This window comes from Halopseudomonas pachastrellae, assembly GCF_900114765.1.
Classification (GTDB): domain Bacteria; phylum Pseudomonadota; class Gammaproteobacteria; order Pseudomonadales; family Pseudomonadaceae; genus Halopseudomonas; species Halopseudomonas pachastrellae.
On the sequence record NZ_FOUD01000011.1, the window covers coordinates 117,830 to 142,280 of the forward strand.

The 24,451-nt window shown below is 63.3% G+C and carries 23 protein-coding genes; 11 read left to right on the forward strand and 12 right to left on the reverse strand.

The window, feature by feature from the left end:
• The first annotated feature begins 2 nt into the window (after positions 1 to 2).
• Both BM116_RS10390 and BM116_RS10395 read left to right on the forward strand, forming a co-directional pair.
• Positions 3 to 845 carry an ABC transporter ATP-binding protein gene (locus tag BM116_RS10390; protein ID WP_083725543.1) on the forward strand — a complete coding sequence of 281 codons (843 nt, stop codon included), beginning with the start codon at positions 3 to 5 and terminating at the stop codon, positions 843 to 845.
• Between the two features lie 106 nt (positions 846 to 951).
• Positions 952 to 1,257, forward strand: coding sequence for a hypothetical protein (locus tag BM116_RS10395; RefSeq protein WP_083725541.1), 306 nt, complete (start codon positions 952 to 954; stop codon positions 1,255 to 1,257).
• Between the two features lie 18 nt (positions 1,258 to 1,275).
• Here BM116_RS10395 and BM116_RS10400 read toward each other — a convergent pair whose 3' ends face one another.
• Genes BM116_RS10400 through lptM form a run of 6 tightly spaced genes read right to left on the reverse strand, consistent with a single transcriptional unit; the run spans position 1,276 to position 5,818 of the window.
• Positions 1,276 to 1,986 carry an HAD family hydrolase gene (locus BM116_RS10400; RefSeq protein ID WP_083725539.1) on the reverse strand — a complete coding sequence of 237 codons (711 nt, stop codon included), beginning with the start codon at positions 1,984 to 1,986 and terminating at the stop codon, positions 1,276 to 1,278.
• Positions 1,983 to 2,906, reverse strand: a complete 924-nt coding sequence (gene xerC / locus BM116_RS10405; protein WP_083725537.1) for a tyrosine recombinase XerC — start codon at positions 2,904 to 2,906, stop codon at positions 1,983 to 1,985. Before xerC ends, BM116_RS10400 begins: the two co-directional genes overlap by 4 nt.
• Complete coding sequence (locus BM116_RS10410) at positions 2,890 to 3,591, reverse strand: DUF484 family protein (RefSeq protein WP_083725535.1); 702 nt, start codon at positions 3,589 to 3,591, stop codon at positions 2,890 to 2,892. The genes xerC and BM116_RS10410 overlap by 17 nt, the downstream gene beginning before the upstream one ends.
• Positions 3,588 to 4,418 (reverse strand): diaminopimelate epimerase, encoded by an 831-nt coding sequence (gene dapF / locus BM116_RS10415; RefSeq protein ID WP_083725533.1) that lies wholly within the window; start codon positions 4,416 to 4,418, stop codon positions 3,588 to 3,590. Before dapF ends, BM116_RS10410 begins: the two co-directional genes overlap by 4 nt.
• A 1-nt stretch (position 4,419) precedes the next feature.
• Complete coding sequence (gene lysA, locus BM116_RS10420) at positions 4,420 to 5,673, reverse strand: diaminopimelate decarboxylase (protein ID WP_083725531.1); 1,254 nt, start codon at positions 5,671 to 5,673, stop codon at positions 4,420 to 4,422.
• Between the two features lie 7 nt (positions 5,674 to 5,680).
• Positions 5,681 to 5,818, reverse strand: a complete 138-nt coding sequence (gene lptM / locus BM116_RS10425) for an LPS translocon maturation chaperone LptM (RefSeq protein ID WP_083725529.1) — start codon at positions 5,816 to 5,818, stop codon at positions 5,681 to 5,683.
• A 131-nt stretch (positions 5,819 to 5,949) separates the two neighbouring features.
• Here lptM and cyaY point away from each other — a divergent pair, with 131 nt between their 5' ends.
• Positions 5,950 to 6,285: an iron donor protein CyaY gene (gene cyaY / locus BM116_RS10430; protein ID WP_175494037.1), complete on the forward strand. Its 336-nt coding sequence runs from the start codon at positions 5,950 to 5,952 to the stop codon at positions 6,283 to 6,285.
• Positions 6,282 to 6,464, forward strand: coding sequence for a DUF1289 domain-containing protein (locus tag BM116_RS10435; RefSeq protein WP_083725525.1), 183 nt, complete (start codon positions 6,282 to 6,284; stop codon positions 6,462 to 6,464). The genes cyaY and BM116_RS10435 overlap by 4 nt, the downstream gene beginning before the upstream one ends.
• Positions 6,465 to 6,471: 7 nt before the next feature.
• On the opposite strand, the gene BM116_RS10440 is transcribed toward BM116_RS10435, so the two are convergent.
• On the reverse strand, positions 6,472 to 9,312 hold the full coding sequence (locus BM116_RS10440; protein WP_083725523.1) for a class I adenylate cyclase: 2,841 nt from the start codon (positions 9,310 to 9,312) through the stop codon (positions 6,472 to 6,474).
• Positions 9,313 to 9,320: 8 nt separating this feature from the next.
• Positions 9,321 to 9,563, reverse strand: a complete 243-nt coding sequence (locus BM116_RS10445) for a TIGR02647 family protein (RefSeq protein ID WP_083725521.1) — start codon at positions 9,561 to 9,563, stop codon at positions 9,321 to 9,323.
• A gap of 158 nt (positions 9,564 to 9,721) precedes the next feature.
• On the opposite strand from BM116_RS10445, the gene BM116_RS10450 reads away from it, so the two are divergent.
• A complete protein-coding gene (locus BM116_RS10450) occupies positions 9,722 to 10,381 on the forward strand; it encodes a glutathione S-transferase family protein (protein WP_083725519.1) in 660 nt (219 codons plus the stop codon).
• 450 nt (positions 10,382 to 10,831) lie between these two features.
• Positions 10,832 to 11,839 (forward strand): adenosine deaminase, encoded by a 1,008-nt coding sequence (locus tag BM116_RS10455; protein ID WP_083725517.1) that lies wholly within the window; start codon positions 10,832 to 10,834, stop codon positions 11,837 to 11,839.
• Between the two features lie 40 nt (positions 11,840 to 11,879).
• On the opposite strand, the gene BM116_RS10460 is transcribed toward BM116_RS10455, so the two are convergent.
• From BM116_RS10460 to BM116_RS10470, 3 genes are all read right to left on the reverse strand, one after another.
• Entirely contained in the window at positions 11,880 to 13,787 is a 1,908-nt protein-coding gene (locus BM116_RS10460; protein ID WP_083725515.1) for a beta-ketoacyl synthase, read from the reverse strand.
• 189 nt (positions 13,788 to 13,976) lie between these two features.
• Positions 13,977 to 14,735: a substrate-binding periplasmic protein gene (locus BM116_RS10465; protein ID WP_083725513.1), complete on the reverse strand. Its 759-nt coding sequence runs from the start codon at positions 14,733 to 14,735 to the stop codon at positions 13,977 to 13,979.
• A gap of 99 nt (positions 14,736 to 14,834) precedes the next feature.
• Positions 14,835 to 15,197, reverse strand: a complete 363-nt coding sequence (locus tag BM116_RS10470; RefSeq protein ID WP_083725511.1) for a cupin domain-containing protein — start codon at positions 15,195 to 15,197, stop codon at positions 14,835 to 14,837.
• Between the two features lie 195 nt (positions 15,198 to 15,392).
• Here BM116_RS10470 and BM116_RS10475 point away from each other — a divergent pair, with 195 nt between their 5' ends.
• Positions 15,393 to 16,892 carry an aldehyde dehydrogenase gene (locus BM116_RS10475; RefSeq protein ID WP_083725509.1) on the forward strand — a complete coding sequence of 500 codons (1,500 nt, stop codon included), beginning with the start codon at positions 15,393 to 15,395 and terminating at the stop codon, positions 16,890 to 16,892.
• Between the two features lie 178 nt (positions 16,893 to 17,070).
• Positions 17,071 to 18,219 carry an MFS transporter gene (locus BM116_RS10480; protein WP_083725507.1) on the forward strand — a complete coding sequence of 383 codons (1,149 nt, stop codon included), beginning with the start codon at positions 17,071 to 17,073 and terminating at the stop codon, positions 18,217 to 18,219.
• Between the two features lie 8 nt (positions 18,220 to 18,227).
• Here the strand turns inward: BM116_RS10480 and BM116_RS10485 are convergent, their stop codons facing one another.
• Positions 18,228 to 20,300, reverse strand: coding sequence for a TonB-dependent receptor family protein (locus tag BM116_RS10485; protein ID WP_083725505.1), 2,073 nt, complete (start codon positions 20,298 to 20,300; stop codon positions 18,228 to 18,230).
• Positions 20,301 to 20,740: 440 nt separating this feature from the next.
• Here BM116_RS10485 and BM116_RS10490 point away from each other — a divergent pair, with 440 nt between their 5' ends.
• The 3 genes from BM116_RS10490 to gabT all read left to right on the forward strand — a co-directional run bounded on the left by BM116_RS10490 (position 20,741) and on the right by gabT (position 24,214).
• The gene (locus tag BM116_RS10490) at positions 20,741 to 21,208 is read left to right on the forward strand and encodes a MarR family winged helix-turn-helix transcriptional regulator (RefSeq protein ID WP_083725503.1); all 468 of its coding nucleotides are present in this window, start codon (positions 20,741 to 20,743) and stop codon (positions 21,206 to 21,208) included.
• A 216-nt stretch (positions 21,209 to 21,424) separates the two neighbouring features.
• Positions 21,425 to 22,885: an NADP-dependent succinate-semialdehyde dehydrogenase gene (gabD, locus tag BM116_RS10495; RefSeq protein ID WP_083725501.1), complete on the forward strand. Its 1,461-nt coding sequence runs from the start codon at positions 21,425 to 21,427 to the stop codon at positions 22,883 to 22,885.
• A 57-nt stretch (positions 22,886 to 22,942) separates the two neighbouring features.
• Positions 22,943 to 24,214, forward strand: coding sequence for a 4-aminobutyrate--2-oxoglutarate transaminase (gabT, locus tag BM116_RS10500; RefSeq protein ID WP_083725499.1), 1,272 nt, complete (start codon positions 22,943 to 22,945; stop codon positions 24,212 to 24,214).
• The last annotated feature ends 237 nt before the right edge of the window (positions 24,215 to 24,451 follow it).

Here is a 24,451-nt window from a genome sequence, read left to right on the forward strand (position 1 = left end):
CCATGGACCAGTCCTGCATCAGCATTCGCAACGTGGGCAAGCAGTTTGCTGCCCGCAACCAGACCATCGAGGCGCTGCGTGACGTCAACCTTGAGGTAGAGCCTAACGAGTTCATCACCTTTGTTGGCGCCTCCGGCTGTGGCAAGTCGACCCTGCTGCGCATCATGGCCGGGTTGGAAACCCACAGCAGCGGCGACATTCTGCTGCGCGGCGAGCCGATCGACGGCCCCGGCGTTGACCGCGCCATGGTGTTCCAGCACTACAGCCTCTACCCCTGGCTGACGGTGACCGAGAACATCAAGTTCTGCCGCCAGCTGAAGGTCATCTCCGACTCGGTACACAGCCAGTCTGACGTCGAAGCCGCCAGCGGCCGGGCCGATGCGCTGCTCAATCTGATGGGCTTGAAGAACTTTGCCGGCGCCTACCCCAGCCAGCTGTCCGGCGGCATGCAGCAGCGCGTCGCGATTGCCCGGGCGTTGATGCCACGACCGGACTTTTTGCTGATGGATGAGCCGTTCGGTGCATTGGACGCGCAGACCCGTGAGGTCATGCATGACCTGATCCTGCACGTGCACCGGCTGGAGAAGAGCACCATCCTGTTTGTCACCCACGATGTGGAAGAAGCGATATATCTGGGTACCCGCATTGTGCTGATGGCGCCGCGCCCCGGCCGGATCGACAGTATCTACGAGGTACCGCTGCCCAAGGTGCGGCATCAGGACATGAAGCTGGAGCCGGAATTTATCGCCCTGAAACGCGAGATTCTGACCCGCATTCGGGAAACCTCCGGGGTGCAGACCGATCTGGATCAGCTGGCGCGTTTGAGTGAAGGGGCCGGGTTGTGATCCGGCTCTAGGGCAGGCGGTACAGGCGAAAAAATTTCCTCCGGAGACTAGCCAAACCCCCTCGATGAACTATATATAGCCTGTTTTCCACTGTGAGGATTCAGGCATGAGTGATGATCTGGACGACGATCTGGATGGGATGGACGATTCCGAGGTCGACGATCAGGACGATGTGGCCGGCGGCAGCGACGATGGTACCGAGGTCAGCAGCAAGTCGCGCAAGAAGAAAGCCGCAGCCAGTGAAGACTTTGAAGGCGCCTCTGTGGAAGCCAAGGAGCGCGAGCGGGAGATGCTGGCTCGTCAGATCGAAGAGTTCATGGCGCGCGGTGGCAAGGTGCAACAGATCGACGACAACGTGGTCTCCGATCCGCCGAAAAAGCCTGAAAACAAGTACGGCAGCCGTCCTATCTGACGCTGCCGTACCGGCCGCTCAGCGTTTGGCGTAGCGCTGGTAGCGGTTCAGCCAGGGCGGAATCTCGCTCAGGCAGCGCACTTCGCCGTGGGCCCGTTGCTGGCCCGTCCAGGCATTGCCCTGTGGGTTGAACCACAGGGTATGCATGCCAACATCCAGGGCGCCCTGGATGTCGTCTCCCGGATGATCCCCGATATGCAGCGCCTGTTGCGGCTCGACCCCGGCGCTGTTCAGCGCCGCCAGGAAGGGTGCCGGGTCCGGCTTGCTGATACCCACCTCATCGGCTGACACGATGATGCTGAAATAGCGATCCAGCCCGAGTCGGCGCACATCGGCGTTGCCGTTGGAAATGCACGCCAGCTGGTATTGCTGCGACAGCAGTTGCAGCACCAGCTCCATGTGCGGGAAGTATTCCAGCCGGTGGCGGGCATCGATGAATACCTCGAACCCGGCGCGTGCCAGACGTTGCGCCTCGTCTGCCGAGTAGCCGGCCTTGCGCAAACCCAGCTCCAGCACGGCGATACGCAGTGGCGTCACCCGGTGGCGCAGCGCCGGGTCACCATCCAGCACCTCTGCCAGCAGCGCCTTGCGCGTGTCCTGATCGCGGGCGGCGGCGTAGTTCGGCGCCTGTTTGCCTAGCCAGTCGGCCAGCACCCGTTCGGCGTTGGCGACGACCGATTCGGTCTCCCACAGGGTGTTGTCGAGGTCAAAGGTCACCAGCTGAATCATTTGTCTGCCTTGCGTTTGGCTCTGGGGTGGGCCTGATCATACACCTGGGCCAGGTGCTGGAAATCAAGATGGGTATAGATCTGGGTGGTGCTGATATCGGCGTGGCCGAGTAGCTCTTGCACTGCCCGCAGGTCGCCGGAGGACTCCAGCATGTGGCTGGCGAAGGAGTGGCGCAGCATGTGTGGATGCAGGTGCTGGCCGATGCGCTCCACGCCATGACGACGCAGGCGCAATTGAATGGCGCGCGGGGTGAGCGCGCTGCCACGCTGGCTGACGAACAGCGGCTGGGCGCTATCGCCGTTGGCCGGGCGTACGCTGAGCCAGTCCTGCAGGGCGCGACGCGCCTGGCGGCCGACCGGCAGCACACGGGTCTTGTTGCCCTTGCCGGTGACGCGCACTTCGCCCTGGCTCAGGTCGAGATCGCTGACATCCAGCCCGGCCAGCTCCGACAGCCGCAGACCGGAGGAGTAGAACAGCTCCAGCATGGCCTGATCACGGCGGCCGAGCCAGTCGTCCTCGCCCGGGCTGTCGAGCAGCTGGGTGGCTAGGTCGGCGTCCAGCGTGCGCGGCAGGGGCCGTGCGGCCTTGGGGGCGCGCAGATCGAGCGCGGGGTTTTGCTGTGCACGCCCTTCGCGCTGCAGAAAGCGGTAGAAGCTGCGGATGGCGCTGAGCAGGCGCTGCAGGCTGCGGGGCGCCAGACCCTGCTGGTGTTGGCTGGCGATAAAGTGGCGCAGGTGCTGGGTGTCCAGCCGGTCCCAGCCCGGCAGATCGCGTGCGGCGCGGTGCTGATCCAGACTCAGCAGATCGTGGCGGTAGGCTTCCAGGGTCCGCGGCGACAACCTGCGCTCGATGCGCAGGTGATCGAGAAATGCGCTGATATCGGGGTCGGCGACGCCGGCCGGCTCAGGCGTGGTTTTCATCGGCCAGCGGGCGTTGGCGCAACAGCACGCGGGCAAGCGCGTCGGCGACGTAGCCAAGGAACAGGGTGCCGGTGGCGCTGCGGTATTGCTGGGCGTCTTCGCTGCCCAGTGCCAGCACGCCGTGCAGGCCCTGATAGCGGATGGGCGCCAGCGCGGTGGATGCGACCTGCTCACCGTGCTCGCCAAACAGGAAGTTCAGCTCGGCCGGGCGCAGTGCGCCGGCAACCGGCTTATCGCTGTCGAGCAGGTGGCCGATGGCCTCCTTGGCGGCGGTGTGGGTAACGCAGTGGGCGTTGCTGTAGCGGTCCGCTTCGGTAAACAGAATCAGGCTGACGAAGGGCACCTGAAAATCGGTGCGCAGGCTGTCTTCCAGCGTGGCCACCACCTGATCCGGGCTTTGCGCTTCGAGCATGCCGAGAATCAGCCGGCGGCTCTTGTCGAACAGCCGGTCGTTTTCGCGCGCGGTGTCCATCAGCTGGTTCAGCCGGTGGCGCACATCGATATTGCGCTCGCGCAGCAGTTTGACCTGCCGCTCGACCAGCGACACCGCATGGCCGGCTTCGTGCGGCACGATCAGGTCAGCCAGCAGCTCGTCATGCTCGACGAAAAAGGCCGGGTGACGCTGCAAAAACTCCACCACGCGGGCGGCTTCGAGTTCGTCAGGATGGGGCGGTTGTTCTTTCATACGCGAATCTGTCCCTCGTAGACGCGGGTGGCCGGGCCGGTCATCAGCACGGGTTGGCCGGGGCCTGCCCATTCGATTTGCAGGCGGCCGCCGGGCAGGTCGATCTGCACCGGCGAGTCCAGCAGGCCGAGGCGAATGCCGGCCACGGCCGCGGCGCAGGCGCCGGTGCCGCAGGCCTGGGTTTCCCCCACACCACGCTCGAAAACGCGCAGACGGGCGTGCTGACGATCGACCACCTGCATAAAGCCGGCGTTGACCTTGCGCGGGAAGCGCGGGTGGGCTTCGATCAGCGCACCCAGGCGCTCCAGCGTACCGTCCTGCACGTCGGGCACCAGGGTGACGCAGTGCGGGTTGCCCATGGAAACGGCAGCTACCTGCAGCTGTTCACCGGCCACCTCAAGCGTGTACTCGATAGCTTCGGCGTCGGCCTGGAAGGGGATCTCGGCGGGCACAAAGCGCGGCGCACCCATGTCGACCGTGACCTGGCGGTCGCGGTTGATGCGCAGCACGATAGGGCCGCCGGCGGTTTCGACGTGGATTTCCTGCTTGGCGGTCAGGCGTTTGTCCTGCACAAAGCGGGCGAAGCAGCGTGCGCCGTTGCCGCACTGCTCGACCTCACTGCCATCGGCATTGAAGATGCGGTAGCGGAAGTCGGCGTCGGGTGTGCTCGGCGGCTCGACCAGCAACAGCTGGTCAAAGCCGACGCCAGTGTGGCGATCAGCCCACTGGCGGATTTGCCGTGCCGTCAGCTGGGCGTGCTGGGTCACCAGGTCGATGACCATAAAGTCGTTGCCCAGCCCGTGCATCTTGGTAAATCGCAGCAGCATCTCAGGCCTCGGGCAACAGGGACTCGCCGGCCAGCAGCTCACTGACGGTTTCGCGGCGACGCACCAGGTGAGTGGTCTCGCCGTCGACCAGCACTTCAGCCGCCCGCGGACGGGTGTTGTAGTTCGAGCTCATGACAAACCCATAGGCACCGGCAGAGCGCACGGCCAGCAGATCGCCTTCGGCCAGCGCCAGTTCGCGGTCCTTACCGAGGAAGTCGCCAGTCTCGCAGACCGGGCCAACCAGATCCCAGGCCTGTGCGGCAACGTCGCTGCGCGGCTTGACCGCATCAATGCCCATCCAGGCGCTGTACAGGGCCGGGCGGATCAGGTCGTTCATGGCGCCGTCGATGATGGCGAAGTTCTTGTGCTCGGTCGGCTTGAGCAGGTTGACGCGGGTCAGCAGCACGCCGGCGTTGGCGACAATCGAGCGGCCCGGTTCAAACACCAGCGTCAGGTTGCGACCGGCCAGCGCCTCGCGCACCTTGGCCAGATAGGTGCCGGGGCTCGGCGGTGTTTCGTCGCGATAGGTCACACCCAGTCCGCCGCCCAAATCCAGGTGGCGAATGGTGATGCCCTCGGCTGCCAGGCCGTCGATCAGTTGCAGCAGGCGTTGCAGCGCGTCGATAAAGGGCGTGTCGTCGGTCAGCTGTGAGCCGATGTGGCAATCCACACCGCAGATGTCGATATGGCTCAGCTCGGCGGCGCGGCGATAGACGGCGGGCGCCTGGGCGATATCGATACCGAACTTGTTTTCTTTCAGGCCGGTGGAGATGTAGGGGTGGGTCTTGGCATCTACATCCGGGTTCACGCGCAGGGAGATCGGCGCCTTGATGTCCAGCTCGGCAGCAACCTGTTGCAGGCGCTCCAGCTCGGCGGCGGATTCAACGTTAAAGCAGTGGATGCCGACTTCCAGCGCGCGGCGCATTTCGGCCGCCGTCTTGCCAAGACCAGAGAAAACGATGCGTGAGGGCTCGCCACCGGCGGCCAGTACGCGTTCCAGCTCGCCACCGGAGACAATGTCAAAGCCGGCGCCACGGCGGGCCAGCAGGTTAAGCACGCCCAGGTTGGAGTTGGCCTTTACGGCAAAGCAGACCAGGTGGGGCACGCCTTCCAGGGCGCTGTCCCAGGCGTCATAGGCCTGCTCGATGGCAGCGCGGGAATAGACGAAACAGGGTGTATCGTATTGTTCGGCAATCGACGACAGGGCAACGCCTTCGGCGTGCAGCTCGCCGTTGCGGTATTCAAACGCGGTCATTGGGGCATCACTTCTGGGTCGATTGCTCGGCGTTCTCGGTCTGGGCAGGCACGCTGGCCGTGTCCTCGGGGATATACAGGGGGCCTTTCTGCCCGCAGCCGGTCAGAACCAGCAACGTGAACAGGGCCGCAGCGAATGGCTTCATGTTGAAATCCTTACAGGTAGAATACCCGGCAGTATACCCAGCCACCCGGTCGGACGCATCAGCCAGCGGCCCGGCGGCCAGAAAACGGCGCGTAGACGCCCGAGTCAGATGAGAGACAGACAATGCAGGATATGAGCGAAGCAAGCTTTCACCAGGCGGTAGACCGTGTACAGGACCTGATCGAGCACGCCCTGGATGATGGCGACCTGGATCTGGAGATGGAGCATATCGACGGCTCACTGGTGCTGATCCTGCCAGAGGGTCAGCGGCTGGCCATTGGTCGTCAGCCGGCTTCGCGCGAGCTGTGGCTGGCCACGCCCGATCGTACCCTGCACTTCAACTTTGATGCCGAGCAGGGCTGGTTGCACGACAGCGGCGAGGGCACCCTGGGCGAGGTGCTGGCCAGCGTGCTGGAAGAGCTCAGCGGCGAAGAGCTGGAGCTGGATATCGACGCGGATTCGCGATGACCGCCAGCGGCCGCCAGCCATCCCCCTGTGTGCGCAAGTGCTGCCTGGACGGCGAGCTGTGCATGGGCTGCGGCCGCGTAATGAGCGAGATTCTGGAGTGGGGGCGTGCCTCGGATGCGCGCCAGCGCGAGATCATCGAGGCCGCCGCACGGCGTCGGGCCGCGCGCCAGGGCGGCTGAGGGCGGCTTAGCCCAGCGCCTGCATGGCGTCGTTCAGGGCGGTTTCGAGCTGCTGGCGGTAGCGCAGGTACTGGACGGTCTGCATGCGCCCACCGGGGTCCACGGCAGAGAGATCAAGGTCGGTGATGTAGCAGGGGTAGGGCTCGCGGTCGCGGCGGCGGCTGAGAATGTGGCGGGCCACCTCGGTGTAGAGCTGGGCGCCGTACTCCAGTTCGGAAAACTCGCGGTGATCGCAGAAGATGGTTATCCGCAGGCTGCGCCCGGCGCCGGGCTCGGCAATGGCCTGCACGGCGTAGATGTCGGCATCCAGGCCACCACGCGGCAGCGCGCGCTGCTCCAGGCGCAGCGGGTGGCCGTCCTGGGCGGGCAGGATGCAGTACAACTCGGGTTCGCCTTCATCGATGCTGCGATCCAGGCTTTCACCCGCCTGACGGCGCAGCTGAATACTGCGCAAAAAGCGCAACAGCGGCAGCAGCAGGGTTTGTTCGTCGCGATAGTTCTGCTGGGTTGTCCACAGCGCGCCGCGCTCATCCAGCAGGCTGATGTCGGCCTGCCAGTTGGCGCGCAGACGGTAGAACAGCTGGACGCGGCCCGGCCGGTCCTGCTGCAGAATCAGGCCCAGGTCCTGGCCCTGCAGCGCGTAGTTGTCGAGCACCAGAGGCTGGTGGCGCGGGCGTGAACGCGCCAGGTAGCGCAGCAACTGGTCGCGGTCTTCGAGCATCTGCATGCCGATCTGCTCATCCTGCCACTCCAGTACCCTGAAAGCATTTTGCAGCTGCAGGATGAAGCGCGCCGGCGGGGTGCCCAGCAGGTGCTGGGCGGCGCTGCCAAACAGCTGCTCGACCCGTTCGGCGATGGCACTGGCGCGGTTGCGGCAGAAGCAGCGCACCGCCAGCTCGGGCAGGCGCTGATGCTCGCGGCCACCGTTGAGATAGTCGCGCAGGGCCTGCATGCAGGCTTCCTCGCCCTGATACTGGGTGACCAGCAACTCGTTCCAGCTGTTCAAGGTGACCAGATCGATGCGCTGAATCAGGTTGTCACGCAGGCCGGAGTAGCCAAGGGCGTCGGTATGGCTGCTGATCAGGTGCAGGTTTTTCTGGCTGCTGCCGGGCAGCGGGTCCAGGCCGATATTGACCAGCAGCAGGACGCGGCAAGGCTCGCTGGCGCGCGACAGGGCGACCTCGGTAAGGGCGGGCAGGGGCAACGGAAACTGCTGCTGCAGGCTGTTTACCACGCTGCTGAGTTCGTACTCGCTGAGCGCGCTTTCCCCCGGGTGCAGGACAAAGCGTGTGGCGCTGTCGATCAGACCGTTACGGTGCCCCCAGGCGAGCAGTTCCAGCAGGTTCAGGCTGCGTTTGAGGGGCGGGTGGCCGCTCAGTTCGATGGCACTGAGGCCCTCGCGGTACAGGCTCCAGCTGGGCGGGTTGTCGTCGGTGCCTGCACTCCAGGCCAGCGTCAGCAGGTCTTCGCTGAGGTCCGGGCTGATGCCCGGGTTGATGAATTCGATCTTGCCCGCCTTGCGCTCGAAGGCGGCGTACAGGCGCCGCCCCAGCAGTGACAGGTCACGTGCGCTGACCGCGTTGATCACGCCCTGACTGCGGCCAAACTGCGACAGCAGGCGATAGCTGTGGGTCAGCTCGTTGACCAGCTGGCGGCGCTCGGTTGCCACTTCGCGGATGCGCCATTGGGGGCGGTCGTCCATCTGCTGCAGCTGGCGGGTGCCCCAGTGCCATTCGCGCACCAGTTTTTCCATCATTTGCCGCTTCCAGTCCAGCAGTCCGCTGCGCCGGCTCAGGCGCACGTTGGCCTTGATGTACAGGCAACGGCGTATCAGCTCCAGGCGTTCGGTCTCCTGCCGGCTGAGCAGGTAGCGCTCCAGCCGGCGGTACAGCATGACGTAGGGGTCCAGTTCATCCTCGTCCGGCTTGCCGGCAAACACCGCCTGCTTGAAGTCCAGGCTGAGGCAGCGCACGCGCGGGTGTTCGCTGGAGTAGACCTCGGTCAGCAGCAGCTTGAGCACCGACTTGTAGGGCGATTCGATGCCCTTGAACAGCTGCCACAGGCCGGCACCGACAAACTCGCCGGCGGGAATGGCCGCCACGTGGCCCAGGTCGAGGTAGTCGTCGGCGCGGATAAAGCGCTTGCTGATCAGTTGATGGGTGTAGTCGCGGTAGCGTTGCTCTTCGTAAACCGGCACCAGCCACCACAGCGGAAAACGGCCGCCCAGGCGAATCGCGGTGCGGTAGAACTCGTCCAGCAGCAGATAGTGCTGGGTGCTGCCGCAGTCCTCGATGCCCAGTTCGTTGTCACGCTCGCCCTGGGCAAAGCTGGCCGGGTTGATCAGATGAAAGTGGACTTCGCTGTTCTGGCCGGCGGCCCAGTCGCTGATCAACTGGCATTTGCGGCTCAGCTCTTCAACCTGTCGGCTATCGAGTTCGGGTGCGTGGCAGACCCATATATCCAGATCGCTCTGCTCGGACTGGCCGATGGTGCCGCCGCTGCCCATCAGGTACAGGCCGTGGATCTGGCCGCTGAAGCCGGCGGGGTGGCGGCGATACTGAAAGCTGCGGGTCAGGCTTTGAGCGATTTGCAGGCAACTGCTGTCCGGCTCAAAGCCGTGCAGGCCGCAAGGGGTCTCGCGTGAGACAAAACCGGGCAGCAGCGGGTAGTTGACGTCAAACAGCAGTGGCAGTAGTTGCAGTACGTTGTACTGACGGCTTGGCAGCGCCTGCAGCACCCGGCGCAGGCGCGTGGCGTTGACCGCCATAAAGCGCTTGCGCAGGGTGTTCAGGGTCTTGCGGTCAATACCCTCGTCAATCCGTGGCTGGATTTCACCGTGCTGCTGCATGGCCCGTGTCAGGACCTCGGCGTACGCAGAATGGTGAGCAGCGTCTGGCTGTGCTCGGCGGCGTCCAGGCCCAGGCTGGTCAGGTAGCCGCCGTCGGGCTGGGTGAGCAGGCCCTTGGCGTGCAGGCGCTCGGCTGCGGCCACGGTGGCCGGGTCGGCATCGTGGCTGTGGATCTTGAGTCCGGCCTGTGAGTTGGACAGGTCGAACTGGCTGAGTAGATTGATTTCGGTAATGTCGTCGGGTGTCAGCATTGCTGGAGCCTCTTTTCGGGTGTGCAATCAGTCTAGTCGGGTGGCATTGTCAGCGCATTCAGATGACTGATGACGCTGGTGCATTATTGCCTGCGCGGGTACAAGATGGGGCCGCGTCACGGTGTCGCCACTTCGATCCAACAATGGAGAACAACAGGATGATCAGACTACACGGCTTTGCGGCCAGCAACTACTTCAACATGGCCAAGCTGGCGCTGCTGGAAAAGGGTGTCGATTTCGAGATCAACAACGTGCACGGCAGCCAGGATCCGGCCTTTCTGGCCATGAGCCCGCGCGGCAAGGTGCCGGTGCTGGAGACCGACAAGGGCTTTCTCAACGAGACCAACGTCATCCTCGAATACATCGAGGAAACCCAGGGCGGCAAGCCGCTGCTGCCGAGCGATCCGTATGAGCGTGGCGTGGTGCGTGCGCTGACCAAAGAGATCGAGCTGTACATCGAACTGCCGGCGCGTTCCTGCTTTATGGAAGTGTTCTTCGGCGGCAAGGTGGATCAGGCAATCAAGGACAAGGCCCGGGTCGAACTGCAGGCCGGTGTCGCCACCCTGGCCCGTCATGGTCGCTTCGCGCCTTATGTGGCCGGTAGTGAGATGACCATCGCCGACCTGCTGTTCCTCTACAGCTTTGATCTGGCCTGCACTGTTGCGCAGAAGCTGTTTGACCTCGACCTGAAGGCCGAACTGCCGCAGGGCGCAGCCTTGCTGGAGCTGCTGGCACAGAACCCCAACGTGCAGAAAGTGGCCGCCGACCGCGATGCGGAAATGGCTGCGTTTATGGCGGCGATTCGGGCCCGTAAGTGAGTAGGCGGGTTTGTTGCGGAGCGGCGAACATTGGTTAGCCATTTTTCGCATCGCGCCGCGGTTAGATCAGCCTTTCGCCTTTCACGGCGAGCCAAGGGGGGCCGCTTGCCCGGCCCCCCTTAGCGATCCCCCGGGGCACCCGACTACGCGGCCCTTCGGGTTCGCTGCGTTGCTCGATTTATCGGGGAAGCGTAAAACTCGTCGCTGCGCTCCTCAGACATCCTACGCTTCTTTTTCCCGATAAATCTGCGCTACTCGCCCGCGTAAACGGGACGAACCCACGGTGCACACTCCACCTGCCGAGTATTCGGCAAATTGCCATGATGCCGTTTCCTGTCGCCAAACGTGTGTGCCTGCGAAGCGCCGTATTTGAGGACAGCTAACCCGCGCTTGGCATATCCTTTGCTGCATGAACTGCACGTTCGTGCAGCAGAATTCCAGGAGTTGCCCATGTCTTTCCCCGATACCGATTTTCTCCGTGCGCTGCCCAAGGCCGAGCTGCATATGCACCTTGAGGGCAGCCTCGAGCCCGAGCTGATGTTCGCCCTGGCTGAGCGCAACGGCATTACCTTGCCCTATGCCGATGTGGAAGCGCTGCGCGCGGCCTACGAGTTCGGCAATCTGCAGGACTTTCTTGATCTCTACTATCAGGGTGCTGACGCGCTGCGTACCGAGCAGGATTTCTATGACCTGACCTGGGCCTACCTGCAGCGCTGCGCGGCTGATGGCGTGGTGCACGTTGAGCCCTTTTTTGACCCGCAAACCCATACGGTACGTGGCATCCCCATCGCGGTGCAGTTGGCCGGCATCTCCCGCGCGCTGGCTGACGGGCAGGCGGAGCTGGGTATCAGTTCGCGGCTGATCTTGAGCTTTCTGCGCCATCTGAGTGAAGACGACGCCATTGCCACGCTGCAAGAGGCGCTGCCGCTGCGCGAGCACTTTGTGGCGGTTGGGCTGGACAGCTCTGAGCAGGGCAACCCGCCGGACAAGTTCGAGCGCGTGTTTGCCATGGCGCGTGAGGCCGGGTTTGCGTGCGTTGCCCATGCCGGCGAGGAAGGCCCGGCCGACTACATCGTGCAGGCGCTGGACTTGCTCAAGGTGATGCGCATCGATCACGGCGTGCGCTGTGTTGAGAGCCCTGAGCTGGTGCAGCGACTGATCAGTGAACAGATGCCGCTCACGGTCTGCCCGCTGTCCAATACCCGCCTGAAGGTGTTTGCCGACATGCGCGAGCACAACATCCTGCAGTTGCTGGAGCAGGGCGTGAAGGTCACCATCAACTCGGATGATCCGGCCTACTTCGGCGGTTATCTGCTGGCGAATTTTGTCGCGGTGCGTGATGCGCTGAAGATGACCCGCGAGCAGGCAGTGGCGTTGGCGCGTAACAGCATCACGGCCAGTCTGCTGACTGACGGTGAACAACAACAGTGGTTGGCAAAACTGGCCGAGGCGGCGTGAGGCGGGAGCGGGGCACGGTTGGCCGTGCCCCGTTGGTCACTCAGTCGAGCATGTCCTTGAAGCGCTCGTCGGTGCGGAAGGTCAGGGCCTTGTTGAAGCCGGGCACCTGAATCTGCGCATCGCTGATGCTGATGGCGGCCTCGTCGATCATGTTCTGACCGAAGTTGTAGATGATATCCAGCTGCCCTTTCAGCGCGCGCTGGTTGTAAGCCTCGGCGGCGGCGCGGGTCTGTTCGCGGCGCTGCTGCCAGGCCTCGAACGCGTCTGCGCCGTAGCGCTTTTTCAGCATGCGCTCGACCACGGATGGTGCCAGCACCACGGCGCTGGCGTTGTTGCCGCCAAAGCCCTTGGAGTTGATAAAGCCCACTTCCAGCGGCAGCTGGCTGCGGTCGATATCGCAAGTGCTGATCAGCAGGCGCTGCTGATGCACGTCATCGGCGACCTGGTCGATGGTCTTGATGCCCGGAATGATCTGGTACTTGAAGCTGCCCAGGGTGGCGGCCAGCTGGTCGGCGCTGGCGCTGGCCAGCGAGTGACCGACGTAGGCTTTGACTGCCGCGACCGGCCAGCTGCTGATGTTGAACGCCTCGGCTACGCGGTCAAGAATTTCCGACTCGGTAACGCGGTTGGCAGGAGTGCTGGAGCCGTGTGCCTGTACAAAGCTGCGCTGCTGCACGGCCTGCGGCCCAACGATCTGCATGGCGGCGTGCACGGCCTTGGCCATGGTCAGGTAGTTGCCGGGGCCGGGGGCCGAGATCGACTTCTTGAAGCCGTCGGCATTGATGAAGACATCCGGCACCGCGCCGTGAATGTCCGCGCCGAGTTCCATTGCCAGGGCATCGTCCATCATCACGAAGAACTGGCCGGACTCGGCCAGAGTGAAGCCGCAGTTGGCGCTGAAGGGGCGGCTGGCACGGCGGAAATCAACCTCTTCGCTGCCGCCGATCTGGCGCAGGCCGTCTTCGGTGGCCAGTGCGCCCATGGCGCCGTAGCCTTCGATGCATTCCTGGGTGATCGGCGCTTCCCCGTTACCGACCAGCACCACGCGGGCGCGTCCGCTGGTGATCATGTCGCTGCCTTTTTGCAGGTTGTAAAGGAAGCTGGCGCAGGCGCCGGTGATCGCGCCGGTGGTGCCGACGCTGCCGAGAATATACGCGTTGATAAAGTCCGCCGGCATGCTGTTCAGGCCCAGCGCGAGCTGCTTGGCGCTGACCCGGCCGCCTTTCAGGCGCGACTGCATCAGACCGCCGAAGCTGTTCTCGTCGAGCTGGCTCATGGCGCTGCTGGCAAAGACAGCAACTTCATCGGGTTCGACGCTGTTGGCGATGGTCTGCCAGTCGATGCCGACCGAGCGCAGCGCGTCGGTGGCGGCAACGATGGTCAGTTGCAAGCCGCGCGGATGGAAACGCGAGGCGTACAGCTCGCCCGGCTCCAGGCCGCTCGGCAGCTGGCCGGCCGACTTGACCGGCAGGGCGCGGAAGCTGTCCACCTTGAGGTCGCAGCCGTCGTATACGGTGACCAGCACCTCGCTGTCATTCAGTGCCTCAACGGCCCAGTCGCTGGGCAGCGGCTCGGGCAACTGCTTGGCCAGGGTAATGAACGAGAAGGGCTTGCCCGCCTCGCCGGTCACGGTCAGGTTTTTCTGCCAGTGCGCGGCGTCCACGTCCAGATAACGCTTCTCGATGCGGCGCACCAAGGTGCCTTCCAGGATCTGCTGTCCGAAGCGCTGCTCAACCTCGGCGGCGCTGAGTGGCTGGTCGTCGGCGTCGAGGTATTGATCGCCCTCAACCCGTACCAGTTTCATGAGAACGGCCAGCCCGACAAGTGTCTGCTGGCGCTCGGCGGCAGGCAGAGACTCGATCACCATGCGGCGGAAGCCGTGGTGGAATGAGCTGCGGCCGGCGGCGTTATAGCCGCCAAAGCCGACGATGACCGGTAAACGCGACATCAGGCTGGACTCCTGGCTGTGTCCTGGGCTCCTGCAGCAGGGGCGTGACCGGGTGGTAATGGCGATGGACAGCTGTTACCCGATCAAAGGGACGATTGGATTATTGGTTTCGATGTCAGTGCTGACGAGAAATGTAACTGGCTGGTCACGTTTAGACCAATGTGTTTTTTGTAATCGGCCTGGATACGCTTAGTGCCGATAGTCCGCAGCCCCCAGAATCTGCTGCACCTGGCCGCGTTGTTCCAGTTGGGTCAGCGCGCGATCCAGGCGGTCGAGCAAGCCTCGTGCGTCGGGGTGGGCGCGGGAGACAAACAGGTAGACATCCATGCGCAGCAGCGGGTCACTTGTCACGCTATCTGCGGGAAGGTCGTCCAGCATCCCGTTCATTGGGTCTGCGTAGTTGATCAGATAAGGCGCGCGACCATGCAGCAGCATTTGCAGGGCTGCGGCATGGCTTTGGGCGTGGGCGATCTCTACGCGGGCTTGCGGGCTTGCCAGTTGCTGGCCAAGGGGGCCGTAGCTGTAGGCGCCGATCAGGATCACCTTTTGGCCCGACAGGTCAGCTAAACCGGTAATCGCGGGCTGGAGTGGCTTGCGGTAGACGTTCAAGGCCAGGTTGAACACGGGGGTACTGCCTTGCAGTGCGCTACTGAGCATGTCCGGATGGCCGTCACCAGCCATGGAGACGGTCGTTTGCCCGCGTTCTAGCCGTCTGTACAGGCGCGCGGCGGGATAACCGCGAATGGAATAGGGCACCTCCGCTTCGGTAAACAGGGCATCGGCCAACTGCAGCACAGGGCCGCTCGGTTTGCCGCCGTTGTTCAGCTGAAAGTAAGGTGGAAAGTCGGCTAATGCAAACTCCAGCGGCGGCGCCTCCTGCGCGCCTGCGCTCAGCGCGGATAGCGACAGAGCTGTCAGGCTGGTAAGTAGAGAAAGAAGGCGTCGCACCGGCTACTCCTGCAATATCTGCATGGTCTGTCTGTAGCGTAGCGTTGATTGGCGCCGGGCGCTCCCAGGCCAGCGCCTGCGCGCCAAATGACTACGCAATCAACTGGCCGGCTCGTAGATCACATAGACCTTGCGAGTGCGCTCACGTACCTCCCAGCTGCCGCTGAAACCGGCGGGGATAACGAAGCGGTCACCGGCACGTAGCAGCCGGGTGTTGCCATCGGCATCGTGGAGCACGGATTCGCCTTCCAGAATCTCGCAGTACTCGTGCTCGCTGTAGCTGACGGTCCAGTGGCCGGGCTCTGCTTCCCAGATACCCGTGCTGAACTGCCCGTCGAGGCTGCTGTAGTGATTGCGTACGTTTTGCGCTGGGTCGCCGCTGATCACCTTGGCGGCGTCTGGGCGGTAGTGTTCGGCCGGCGTGTCGGCGCTGGCGAAGTCGATGATGCTGGCGATAGTCATGGAAGGCTCCGAGGTTGGAGAGGGCAATGAAGATTGGATTCTATGTCAAAAAAAACAAACGTAAAGCAACCTTTGCTGCCTTGTTGAGGCGTTCTTCTGCCGGTTTGTCAAAAATATTGAAATATTGTCGGCGCCTGATTACTGTTGCCTGCATTGTCCCGCGCGCCCAGGTGGCGCCCTCGTCAGGAGCAGAGCATGAGCAAGGCAGTGAGTCGGCAGGATTGGGAGCAGCGCGCAGCCGCGCTGCAGGTTCAGGGGCAGGCCTACATCGGCGGGCAGTACCAGCCGGCGGCCAGTGGTGAGACCTTCGAGTGCGTCTCGCCGATCGATGGCCGTGTGCTGGCGCAGATCGCCAGCTGCGACCAGGCCGACGCCGATCAGGCGGTCGCCAATGCCCGCGCCACCTTTGACAGCGGTGTCTGGTCGCGTAGTGCGCCGGCCAAGCGCAAGCGCATTCTGCAGCGTTTTGCCGACCTGATTGACGCGCACTGCGAGGAGCTGGCGCTGCTGGAAACCCTGGATATGGGCAAACCCATCGGCGACTCGCTGGCGGTGGATATTCCCGGCGCGGCGCGCTCGATTCGCTGGTGCGCCGAGGCGATCGACAAGATTTATGACGAGGTGGCGCCCACCGCCCATGATGAATTGGGTCTGGTTACCCGTGAGCCGGTGGGCGTAGTCGCCGCCATCGTGCCCTGGAACTTCCCGCTGCTGATGGCCAGCTGGAAGTTGGGCCCGGCGCTGGCCAGCGGTAACTCGGTGGTGCTCAAACCCTCGGAAAAGTCGCCGCTGACCGCGATCCGCATCGCTGCACTGGCTCTGGAAGCCGGTCTGCCAGCGGGCGTACTGAACGTGCTGCCCGGTTACGGCCACACCGTGGGCAAGGCGCTGGCCCTGCACATGGATGTCGACACCCTGGTGTTCACCGGCTCGACCCGTGTTGCCAAGCAACTGATGATTTACGCCGGTGAGTCGAACATGAAGCGCGTCTGGCTGGAGGCCGGTGGCAAGAGCCCGAACGTGGTCTTTGCCGATGCGCCGGACCTGGACGCCGCCGCCGAGGCAGCCGCCAGCGCCATTGCCTTCAACCAGGGCGAGGTCTGCACCGCAGGCTCACGTCTGCTGGTCGAGGAGTCGATTCGCGAGGAGTTCGTCGGCAAGGTGGTCGAGGCGCTGAAGCGCAGCTGGGCACCGGGCCACCCGCTGGACCCGAACACCAGCGTCGGCGCGCTGGTCGATACCACCCAGATCGACACCGTGCTGCGCTACATCGAAGCAGGCCACGCCGACGGCGCCACCCTGAAACTGGGCGGCAAGCGCGTGATGGAAGAGACCGGCGGCCTGTTCGTCGAGCCGACCGTGTTTGATGGCGTGACCAACAGCATGCGCATCGCCCGTGAGGAAATCTTTGGGCCGGTGCTGTCGGTGATCGGTTTCACCAGCTTTGACGACGCCATGCAGATCGCCAACGACACCATCTACGGCTTGGCCGCTGCGGTCTGGACCAGTGATCTGTCCAAGGCCCACCGCGCCGCCCGCACCCTGCGCGCTGGCAGCGTCTGGGTAAACCAGTATGACGGTGGTGATATGACGGCGCCGTTCGGTGGCTTCAAGCAGTCAGGCAACGGCCGTGACAAGTCGCTGCATGCCTTCGACAAGTACACCGAGCTGAAAGCAACCTGGATCAAGCTCTAACGCGCTGCCGGCGGCAGCGCGGCTGGAAGCCGGAAGCTTGAAGCTGGAAGCCGTTTAGTGAAGTAGTCGTCTGTTGCGGCGTGGGGCCGCTGCCGCAGTGAAGTAGTCGCCCCGAAACAGCTCAGACTACTTCAAGCTTCTCGCTTTTAGCCTCCAGCCTGCCTTTCTCCGAGAACCTATGAACTGGAAAACCTACGCAGTGGTCACCTCCGCGGTGGTGATCGTGGGGCTGGCGTTGGGGGTGACCCTGCCGTTGGTGTCTTTGCGCCTGCACGAATGGGGTTACAGCACCTTCGCCATTGGTGTCATGGCCGGTATGCCGGCGGTTGGTATTGTGCTGGGGTCGCGCATGAGCAGCCGGTTGGCTGGCCGGTTGGGCTCGGAAAATACCCTTCGACTGGTGATGGCGTGCAGCGCGGTGTCGGTGGCGCTGCTGGCGATCTGGCCGAGTTACCCGGTCTGGTTGCTATTGCGGCTGGTGTTGGGCATCTCGCTGACGGTCACTTTCATCCTCGGCGAGAGCTGGATCAATCAGGAGGTCATCGACCGCCTGCGCGGGCGACTGGTCGCTATCTACGGCAGCGGCTTTGCCCTCAGCCAGCTGTGCGGCCCGTTGCTGCTGGGGCTGATCGGCACCGAGGCGGACAGCGGTTTCTGGCTGGCAACCGGCCTGTTGGTGTTTGGCAGTCTGATGCTGATGACTGTCTCAGGCGCGCCGGTGGTGGATGCCACAGCGGCGGATGGGCGGGGCTTTCGCAAATTCGTTCGGCAATTGCCGGCGATTGCCTGGGCAATGGTGCTGTTCGCCGGGTTCGAGACCATGACGCTGACGTTGTTGCCGGTTTATCTGATTCGCGAGGGCTTTGCCCAGCAACTGGCGTTGATCATGGTCAGCACCGTGGTGGTCGGAGATGCGGTGCTGCAAGTGCCGGTTGGCGCGCTGGCGGATCGTATCTCTCGCACCGCGCTGTTCAAGTTCTGCGGGCTGATGCTGCTGCTCAGCAGTCTGGCGCTGCCCTTTGCGTTGCACACGGTGCTGGTCTGGCCGGTGCTGGTGCTGTTCGGCGCCAGCGCAGGGGCGCTCTATACCCTGTCGATCATTCTGGTCGGTCAGCGTTATCGCGACGATGAGTTGGTGCGTGCCAATGCGCACATTGCCATGCTCTGGGGGCTGGGCTGCCTGCTCGGGCCGATGCTGACCGGCGCGGTCAGTCAGTGGATGACCGGCCATGCGCTGCCGATCATGATGGCAATTGCTGCGCTTATCTTCGTGTTGCTGGCGCGCAGGCCCGGCGCCTTTGACGCGGTCACGGTTGACCGCGTCTGAGCCGGGCGTTATTGCCAGCGGTATTGCACCGCGACGCCGAGCAGCCAGTTTCGCTCCGGCGCGGGTTCGTAGTAACGGGTGCCGGCGCCGTTGACGATCAGAGAGCCGATGTATTCGCGATCGGTCAGGTTGTCGATGCGGGCGAAGGGCTCCAGTTGCCAATGGCCGAGTTGCTGGCGGTAGCTGGCGCGCCAGTTGAAGGCGGCGTAGCCGGGGGCGTCGGCGCTGTTGGTGTCGTTGGCGTAGCGCTGGCTGAGGCTTTGCATTTCCAGTGCCGTGCTGAAACCGTCGGTTGGTTGCCAGGCCAGCTCGGCATACAGGCTATGGCGCGGTACACCCGGCAGGCGGTTGCCGGCCAGATCGTCACCGGTGCTGCTCTGGTAGCGATCAAAGCGCGCGTCCAGCCAAGTGTAGGCCAGATAGCCGCTCAGGCTGTTGCTCAGCTGCTGCTGAATGCTCAACTCGATGCCCTGACGCGTCGACTTGCCCGCGTTGGCATAGGTCGAGCGGTCGGTGTTCAGTTGCGGCTCGCCGGTGACGATTTCGTCGTCGACGCGGGTGTAGAAGAGGGCGACATCGACTTGTGTCTGCGCCCGGCGCAGCTTGAAGCCGACTTCGGCGTTGTCTGCCTTGCTCGGCTGCAGGTCAAAGTTCAGGCCGCTGCCGCTTGGGCGGTAAGCCAGCTCCTGAAAGGTAGGCGTCTCAAAGCCCTTGCCGATCGCGCCATACAGGCTGATCTCGGGCGTCCATTGATAGCTCAGGCCCAGCGCCGGGCTGGTCTGGTCGTAGCGCACCGAGCCGCTGTCATCCTGCCCGTCGGTGAAGTAGCTGTCGTCAGAATCGAACTTCACCTTGCTGTAGCGCGCACCGGCGGTGAGGCTCCAGCGTGGCGCCAGTTGCCAGGTGCTGATCAGATACGCCTCACGGCTTTCTACCCGATTGAATTCGTCACGTTGCAGGTTGCCCTTGCGGCCGAACTGATTGACGAAGCCCTTGCGGCCCTCACCCTGATAATCCCAGCTCAGGCCGGCGGCCAGCGTTACCGGCAGGTTGAACAGCTCGGTGTCGCGTTGCCAGCCCAGCTCACTGCCGCCGAAGCGCCGGTCCAGTTCGATCACGCCGCCGCCGGAATACAGCGAGTTGCCGGTAAAGGCGAGAAACTGCTGAACGTCGCGCTCGCCACCGTAGACCATCACGGTGATCTCATCGTCGTTGGCCAGGCGGCGCTGGTAGTTGGCGCCCAGTTGCTGATGGCGGATGCTCTTGCGGGTGTCGAACAGCTCGGCCTGGGCGACGGCCTGCTGGCGGTCGGCGTCCAGCGCTGCTGCGGTCAGCCCGAGCGGGTCCTGGGTGTCCGGCTGATCCAGCGCATTGAACAGCAGGGTCAGGCTGGAGGCGTCGTCAATATCCCAGCCCAGGCGCAGGTTGGCCATGTCTCGGCGGGTGTCGCTGTGATCGCGGTAGCCGTCGGTTTCCAGCCGCGAGAGGTTGGCTGCAACGTTGAGATCGCCATGCTGGGCGCCGTACTTGAAACGTGAGCGCCAGAGGCCGTCGCTGCCGACGGCGCTGCGATTTTCCAGTGTTGGAAAGTAGCTGCCTTCGCTGCTGAAGCCCTGGATGATGCCGCCCGAGGCATTGCCGTACAGGCTGCTCAGCGGGCCGCGCAGCACCTCGATGCGGTAGAGGTTGTCCAGATCGAACAGCCCGGGCTGGCCCTGGCCGTCGGGCATGGTCAGCGGAATGCCGTCTTGCAGCAGACGTACACCGCGTACGCCGAACTGAGCCCGGGCGCCGAAACCTCGGGAAGAAATCTGCACATCCTGCGCGTAGTTCTGGCGATTGAGCGCCAGCAGACCCGGCACCCGCTGCAGCGACTCGGACAGGTTGGCGCCCAGGCTGGTTGCTGGCTGCTGATCGAGAAACAGTGTGCTGCGTGCCAGCGGCAGGGTTAGCTCATGGGTATCATCGCTGGCACCGAGCACTGTCTGGGTTGGCAGCTGAATAGGTGCGGCCTGGCTAGTCGCGGTGCCCAGCAGCGCCAGCGGCAGGTAGAAGCACGGGCGTAGGGTAGGGTGAATCATCTGAGCCTTTTCCTGTTGTAAGTATTGTTTGGAGCGTCGGCCATGCTGCGTTGATGGTTGCCTGCACGGAAAACCACGCTGCGCTTCTGGTATCCTGCCGGGCCGAAAAAAGGGCCGCTGGCAGGCGATAGAGCGAAACGGTATCAGACCCCGTGGACCGGGTGGCAGGCATCCCTTGGTGGTAAAAGCGTTGTTCTAAAGGCTCATGGGCAGTGTGCCTGAAGTTGCTTTGTACTGCAGGATCAGTGCTGGCAGAAATGCCAGCGCATGAAATATTGCTTTGATGTGGAAGTAATTTTGCTGTAGGCTTGCGACCATTGCCTGGCTGTTCCATCTGGCCTTGCAGTGTGGTTTGAAGGTCGCCGGCTGTTTTTTGAGCGACTTCTAGTTATTGCTGTAATTTTCGCCCGGATGATCCTGGCGGTCGGGAGTACCCAAGCATGCATATGATGCACGATCTCTATCTGGCGCTGCGCCGTTTGCAGCGCGCCAGCGAAATTCACGCCAAGCGCGTGGGGCGCCATAGCGGGCTGACGCCAATCCAGCTGCTGATTTTACACAGCATCAAGGCCACCGGGGAAAGTACCCTGGGTGATCTGGCGCGGCAGGTGAGTGTATCCCAGGCGACGCTGAGCACCATCATTGATCGTCTGGAAAGTCGCGATTTGCTGCACCGCGTACGCAGTACCAGTGACAAGCGCAAGGTGCATCTGGCCCTGACCGAGAAGGGCCTGGCCGCCATCCAGGCCGAGCCTGCTCTGCTGCCGGCTGCATTCCTTGAGCGTTTTGGCCAACTGGCTGACTGGGAGCAACTGATGCTGCTGGCCAGTCTGCAACGGGTTGCCGGTCTGCTTGAAGCGGGTCAACAGGTGCGCCCCGAATTGTTTGAAGGCGAGTCCGCCGCCTGACTTCCTCAAGGCCTGTCGCCTGACTTTGAGTGAGTGAATCGGCGACCTGCCTTCAAGACCTTCCGCCCGCCGTCAGCGCGGGCGTGTTTATCCCACGTTTTTTTTCCTCCGGGTATTGCCTGGCGTCAGTCTCGCGCTTAGCATGTTTGAAATATCAAACATGGCTGTTCTAAATGTGTTACGAAAGCCGGAACACCCCACCTAGAGGATTCTCCGATGGAGCTGCACTGCCCCGACCTGTTTCGTCAGCAAGCCTTTGTCGCCGGTCACTGGTGCGAGGCCGATAAGGGCGCGCGCACCGACATCGCCAATCCGGCTACCCATGAACGCCTCGGCAGCGTGCCGAACATGGGCGCAGACGAAGCCCGTCGTGCCATTGAAGCGGCGCGCGTAGCCCAGCAGCAGTGGCGTCAGCGCACCGCCAAGGAGCGCGCTCAGGTACTGCGCAAGTGGTTTGAGCTGATGATGCAGCACCAGGAAGACCTGGCCCGCATCATGACCGCAGAGCAGGGCAAGCCGCTGACCGAAGCACGTGGCGAGATTGCCTATGCAGCGTCCTTCTTGGAGTGGTTTGGCGAAGAAGCCAAGCGCGTCTACGGCGACGTTATTCCCGGTCATCAGACAGACAAGCGCATTCTGGTACAGAAAGAGCCGGTTGGTGTGACGGCTGCCATCACGCCCTGGAACTTCCCCGCTGCGATGATCACCCGCAAGGCTGGCCCGGCGCTGGCCGCAGGTTGTGCGATGGTGCTCAAGCCCGCGCCGCAAACCCCGTTCTCCGCGTTGGCACTGGCGCACCTGGCCGAGCAGGCCGGCTTGCCCACCGGTCTGTTCAGCGTTATTACCGCCGACGTGGATCGCTCCCGTGAAGTGGGTGACGAGCTGTGCAGTAACCCGGTGGTACGCAAGCTGTCCTTCACCGGCTCCACCGGCGTTGGAATCAAGCTGATGGAGCAGTGCGCGCCGACCCTGAAAAAACTGTCGCTGGAACTGGGCGGCAATGCGCCCTTTATCGTCTTTGACGATGCCGATCTGGATGCCGCGGTGGAAGGCGCAATGATCTCCAAATACCGCAACGCCGGTCAGACCTGCGTCTGCGCCAACCGTATTTACGTGCAGGATTCGGTTTACGACGCCTTCGCCGCCAAGCTGGCCGATGCGGTTGCCAAGCTGAAGGTCGGCGACGGCACCGAGGCGGGCGTGACCACCGGCCCGCTGATCGACGCACGCGCTGTCGAGAAAGTGCAACGTCACCTCAAGGACGCTACCGACAAGGGCGCGACCGTTATTGCTGGGGGCAAACCGCACGAGCAGGGCGGTTTCTTCTTTGAGCCGACCATTCTCACTGGCGTGGACAGCAGCATGGCGGTTGCCCGTGAAGAAACCTTCGGCCCGCTGGCGCCGCTGTTCCGCTTCAGCGATGAGGCTGATGTGGTGCGTCAGGCCAACGATACCGAGTTTGGTCTGGCGGCCTACTTCTACGCCCGCGATTTGAGCCGCGTTTTCCGTGTGGCCGAGGCGCTGGAGTACGGCATGGTCGGTATCAATACCGGCCTCATTTCCAATGAAGTGGCGCCCTTTGGCGGCATGAAGTCCTCGGGCCTGGGCCGTGAAGGCTCCAAGTACGGTATCGAGGAATACGTCGAGATCAAGTACCTCTGTCTGGGCGGTATCTGACGTTCGCATCTACCTGATGGGGAGCAGCCGGCTCCCCACTTTTTCCGCGAGGCGGTTATGAGCAAGAGCAATGAGTCCCTGATGCAGCGGCGGCAGAATGCTGTCGCCCGTGGTGTAAGCCAAATCCACCCGATTGCGGTGCAGCGCGCTGAAAACGCGACCGTTTGGGATGTGGAAGGGCGACAGTACATCGACTTTGCTGGCGGCATTGCCGTACTCAACACCGGACATCGTCACCCTAAGGTGATGGACGCGGTGCGCCGTCAGCTGGACCAGTTTACCCACACCTGTTTTCAGGTGTTGGCGTATGAGCCCTACATTGCCCTGTGTGAGCGCCTGAACGAGATGGTGCCCGGCGACTTTGCCAAGAAGACACTGCTGGTGACCACTGGCTCCGAGGCGCTGGAAAACGCAGTCAAGATTGCCCGCGCCGCCACCGGCCGCGCCGGCGTGATTGCCTTCACCGGCGCCTACCATGGCCGCACCATGATGACCCTGTCGATGACCGGTAAAGTGGCGCCGTACTCCGCGGGTATGGGCTTGATGCCGGGTGGCGTGTATCGCGCCCAGTATCCTTGTCCGCTGCATGGCGTGAGCGATGACGATGCCATCGCCAGCATCGAGCGTATCTTCAAGAACGACGCGCAGCCGCAGGACATCGCTGCCATTGTCATCGAGCCGGTGCAGGGTGAAGGCGGCTTCTATGTCGCCAGTCCGGCCTTTATGCAGCGCCTGCGCGCGCTGTGCGATCAGCACGGGATTTTGCTGGTGGCCGATGAAGTGCAGACCGGCGCGGGTCGTACCGGTACCTTCTTCGCGATGGAGCAGATGGGCGTTGCTGCGGATCTGACCACCTTTGCCAAGTCGATTGCCGGCGGCTTCCCGGTTGCGGGCGTCTGCGGGCGTGCCGAGGCGGTGGACAGCATTGCGCCGGGCGGCCTGGGCGGCACCTATGCCGGTAGCCCGCTGGCCTGTGCCGCCGCATTGGCGGTGATGGACGTGTTCGAAGAAGAAAACCTGCTGGCCCGCAGCCGCACCGTGGGCGAGATTCTCACCGGGCGTCTGAGTGCGCTGGCGACTGACGACAAGCGTATTGGCGATGTGCGTGGCCTGGGCGCGATGGTTGCCTGTGAGCTGTTCACCGCAGACGGTGCGCCGGATGCCGAACTGACCGGCCGCATCGTTGCTGCAGCGCGGGACAAGGGCCTGATTCTGCTGTCCTGTGGTCAGTACGGTAACGTCATCCGCATCTTGGTGCCGCTGACGGCCACTGACGTTGAACTGAACGCGGGCATGGACATCATCGCCGAGTGCTTTGCTGAGCTGTAGGGCCACGGCATGCCGTGGCCGTGGTCATGCTTGCACGGCAGGACCGCTGCGAGCGCCACGGCCGTTCGGGCACAGCATGCTGTGCCCCTACGCAAAGGGGCGTTCTTAGCCGCGCGCACCGGGCCGGTTAATAACACGATTTCGTAGATACCGTCTTCCCGATCAGTGTGCAAGTGCTCTGATCGGGTCGAACGGCTGACCTGATTTCAGTACCCCGTAGATGAGGTGCAGCAGCTT

Coding starts and splice junctions, on each gene's coding strand:
- lysA (WP_083725531.1), bottom strand. CDS start 5,673: ATGACCGCGTTTGAATACCGCAACGGCGAGCTGCACGCCGAAGGCGTT.
- BM116_RS10490 (WP_083725503.1), top strand. CDS start 20,741: ATGCATATGATGCACGATCTCTATCTGGCGCTGCGCCGTTTGCAGCGC.
- BM116_RS10435 (WP_083725525.1), top strand. CDS start 6,282: ATGACCGCCAGCGGCCGCCAGCCATCCCCCTGTGTGCGCAAGTGCTGC.
- cyaY (WP_175494037.1), top strand. CDS start 5,950: ATGAGCGAAGCAAGCTTTCACCAGGCGGTAGACCGTGTACAGGACCTG.
- BM116_RS10470 (WP_083725511.1), bottom strand. CDS start 15,197: ATGACTATCGCCAGCATCATCGACTTCGCCAGCGCCGACACGCCGGCC.
- BM116_RS10400 (WP_083725539.1), bottom strand. CDS start 1,986: ATGATTCAGCTGGTGACCTTTGACCTCGACAACACCCTGTGGGAGACC.
- BM116_RS10445 (WP_083725521.1), bottom strand. CDS start 9,563: ATGCTGACACCCGACGACATTACCGAAATCAATCTACTCAGCCAGTTC.
- BM116_RS10410 (WP_083725535.1), bottom strand. CDS start 3,591: ATGAAAGAACAACCGCCCCATCCTGACGAACTCGAAGCCGCCCGCGTG.
- lptM (WP_083725529.1), bottom strand. CDS start 5,818: ATGAAGCCATTCGCTGCGGCCCTGTTCACGTTGCTGGTTCTGACCGGC.
- dapF (WP_083725533.1), bottom strand. CDS start 4,418: ATGCTGCTGCGATTTACCAAGATGCACGGGCTGGGCAACGACTTTATG.
- BM116_RS10480 (WP_083725507.1), top strand. CDS start 17,071: ATGAACTGGAAAACCTACGCAGTGGTCACCTCCGCGGTGGTGATCGTG.
- BM116_RS10390 (WP_083725543.1), top strand. CDS start 3: ATGGACCAGTCCTGCATCAGCATTCGCAACGTGGGCAAGCAGTTTGCT.
- BM116_RS10440 (WP_083725523.1), bottom strand. CDS start 9,312: ATGCAGCAGCACGGTGAAATCCAGCCACGGATTGACGAGGGTATTGAC.
- BM116_RS10395 (WP_083725541.1), top strand. CDS start 952: ATGAGTGATGATCTGGACGACGATCTGGATGGGATGGACGATTCCGAG.
- BM116_RS10455 (WP_083725517.1), top strand. CDS start 10,832: ATGTCTTTCCCCGATACCGATTTTCTCCGTGCGCTGCCCAAGGCCGAG.
- xerC (WP_083725537.1), bottom strand. CDS start 2,906: ATGAAAACCACGCCTGAGCCGGCCGGCGTCGCCGACCCCGATATCAGC.
- gabT (WP_083725499.1), top strand. CDS start 22,943: ATGAGCAAGAGCAATGAGTCCCTGATGCAGCGGCGGCAGAATGCTGTC.
- BM116_RS10475 (WP_083725509.1), top strand. CDS start 15,393: ATGAGCAAGGCAGTGAGTCGGCAGGATTGGGAGCAGCGCGCAGCCGCG.
- BM116_RS10460 (WP_083725515.1), bottom strand. CDS start 13,787: ATGTCGCGTTTACCGGTCATCGTCGGCTTTGGCGGCTATAACGCCGCC.
- gabD (WP_083725501.1), top strand. CDS start 21,425: ATGGAGCTGCACTGCCCCGACCTGTTTCGTCAGCAAGCCTTTGTCGCC.
- BM116_RS10450 (WP_083725519.1), top strand. CDS start 9,722: ATGATCAGACTACACGGCTTTGCGGCCAGCAACTACTTCAACATGGCC.
- BM116_RS10485 (WP_083725505.1), bottom strand. CDS start 20,300: ATGATTCACCCTACCCTACGCCCGTGCTTCTACCTGCCGCTGGCGCTG.